Origin of the sequence: Kitasatospora nipponensis (assembly GCF_039528135.1) — a bacterium.
Classification (GTDB): Bacteria; Actinomycetota; Actinomycetes; order Streptomycetales; family Streptomycetaceae; genus Kitasatospora; species Kitasatospora nipponensis.
Genome location: NZ_BAAALF010000473.1, coordinates 1 through 1287, shown reverse-complemented (window position 1 = coordinate 1287; position 1287 = coordinate 1). Strand labels below are relative to the sequence as shown.

1 pseudogene is annotated in these 1287 nt (G+C 79.8%); it reads left to right on the top strand.

From position 1 onward, the window contains the following. Positions 1–1117, top strand: a pseudogene (locus tag ABD323_RS41275) (hypothetical protein); the annotation flags it as partial. Between the last annotated feature and the right edge of the window lie 170 nt (positions 1118–1287).

Genomic DNA, 1287 nt, shown 5'->3' with positions numbered 1-1287 from the left:
CCCGCCCCCCCCCGCGGCCGCCGCGCCGGTGCCCGGGCCCGCCAGGCCGCCGGTCGCCCCCGGCGGCTTCCCCGGCCACGCGGCCGCCCAGGACCCGGGCCGCTTCCCGGACCAGGGCTTCCGCCCGGACCCGGTCCGCCCGCCGGTCCCCGGCGCCCACCAGGCGCCCGGCTACCCGGCGGCGCCGCCCACCGCCCCGCCCGGCTTCGGCCCGCCGCCGACCTACGGCGCGCCCCCGGCGCAGTCCTACGGCGCCCAGCCCTACGGCGCCCCGCCGCCCACCGCCCCGCCCGGCGGGTACGGCTACCCGCCGCCGGGCCCCGGCCACCCGCCCGCCGGCGGCGGCCTGGACCTGCCCGGACGGTTCGAGGAGGAGTACGACGACCAGGACGCCCCGAAGCGCCGGGCACCGATGCTGATCGGCGTGGGCGTGCTGCTGCTGGTCGCGCTCGGCGGCGTGATCGTCGTGGCGACGCAGAACTCCGGCTCGGCCACCGGTCCGGCCAAGGCCGCGCCGCCCGTCTCGGCCACGAACCCGGGCAGCGCCGCGCCCAGCGGCACGGCCACCGACGGCGCGGGCGCCGGGGCGAGCCCCTCGGGTGCCGCCTCGCCCAGTGCGAGCCCCAGTGCCGGCCCGAGCGGCGCCGGCCCGAACGCGCCGGCGCAGGCCAGGTCGCTGGACGACCTGCTGACCCGAGGCGAGGCCGCCAAGGCCCCGATCGGCAGCGCGGTGGCCCAGGTCGACAGCTGCCCCGCCAAGGCCGACGTGGACAGCGCCGCCCAGACCTTCGACTCGGCCGCCGCCCAGCGCGACCAGCTGATCGCGGACCTGGCCAAGCTGAACCTCGCCGACCTGCCCGGCGGGGCCGACGCGGCGCAGAGCCTCAAGACCGCCTGGCAGCAGTCCGGCGACATCGACCGCGCCTACGCGGCCTGGGCCCGGACGGTCGGCGCCCAGGGCTGCGGCGCCGGCCACACCGCCCCCAAGACCTCCGACAAGCAGCACGCCGACGATCTCAACCCGCAGGCCACCCAGTCCAAGAAGGACTTCGTCGGCAAGTGGAACGTCCTGGCGAGCGCGTACGGGCTCACCTCCCGTACCTGGGACAGGATCTGACGCACCGTGAACAGCACCACCCCGCACGGCAGCACCGTGAACCCCGCCTCCGCGCACCGCGCCACCGCCCGCGCCGCCACCCGCCCCCGGCGGCCGCGCGGACCGCTGGTGCTGCCGCTCTGCCTGGCCGCGCTGGCCGCCGTCACCGGCTGCGGCACCGGGTCGGCGGG